Below are 1185 nucleotides of genomic sequence, written 5' to 3' on the forward strand. Positions count from 1 at the left end.
ACTGTATAAGTGCGTGATTGAAAACGGGGCAGAAAGAGAGCGCCCGAGATGTATGGTATGTTAGTAAAGAGGGCGCACCCGGAGATGAAAATAATTTCCGGAAAAGGCTTGACAGAAGTCCCGAGAGATGGTAATATATAAAGTGCGCCTGAAAGAATGAAAGAGGGTGCAGAGGGTAAGAATGCGAACCTTGAAAAGTGAATCAGCAGCTAGCACATGTCCCTGTCAGAAAGGACCCGCCAGGGTCCGGAGATTGAATAGGTCTTTACACGAGAGTGTGAAGGCCGGGGTTAAAGTTTTTAACCTTCAAAGAAGAGTTTGATCCTGGCTCAGGACGAACGCTGGCGGCGCGCTTAACACATGCGAGTTGAACGCTCCGCCCTCTTCTGCCCTTCGGGGCAGAGAGGATCACGGAGAGTAGCGGACGGGTGAGTAACGCGTAGGTAACCTGCCCTGGGGAGGAGGATAACCCTGCGAAAGCGGGGCTAATCCTGCATATGTTAGGGAGTGGCCAACACACCCTAATGAAAGGCGGCATCAAGCCGTCACCCCGGGATGGGCCTGCGTCGGATTAGCCAGCTGGTAGGGTAAAGGCCTACCAGGGCGACGATCCGTAGCTGGTCTGAGAGGACGATCAGCCACACTGGGACTGAGACACGGCCCAGACTCCTACGGGAGGCAGCAGTGGGGAATCTTCCGCAATGGGCGCAAGCCTGACGGAGCGACGCCGCGTGGATGAAGAAGGCCTTCGGGTCGTAAAGTCCTGTCAGTGGGGAAGAAAGCGATCATCAAGAAAAGGGTGATCGTTGACGGTACCCGTTGAGGAAGCCCTGGCCAACTACGTGCCAGCAGCCGCGGTAACACGTAGAGGGCAAGCGTTGTCCGGAATTACTGGGCGTAAAGGGCGCGCAGGCGGTAAGGCAAGTCGGGTGTGAAAACCTGGGGCTTAACCCCAGGCGTGCATTCGAAACTGTCTTGCTTGAGGGCAGCAGAGGAAAACGGAATTCCTGGTGTAGTGGTGAAATACGTAGATATCAGGAGGAACACCAGTGGCGAAAGCGGTTTTCTGGGCTGTCTCTGACGCTGAGGCGCGAAAGCCGGGGGAGCGAACGGGATTAGATACCCCGGTAGTCCCGGCTGTAAACGTTGGACACTAGGTGTTGGGGGTTAAACTCCTTCAGTGCC

General features: G+C 55.4%; 1 rRNA gene. It reads left to right on the forward strand.

The window, feature by feature from the left end:
- Nucleotides 1–306: 306 nt before the first annotated feature.
- Nucleotides 307–1185: ribosomal RNA gene (locus BLT15_RS13045) — 16S ribosomal RNA — on the forward strand; the annotation flags it as partial.

This window comes from Halarsenatibacter silvermanii (assembly GCF_900103135.1).
GTDB lineage: Bacteria > Bacillota > Halanaerobiia > Halanaerobiales > Halarsenatibacteraceae > Halarsenatibacter > Halarsenatibacter silvermanii.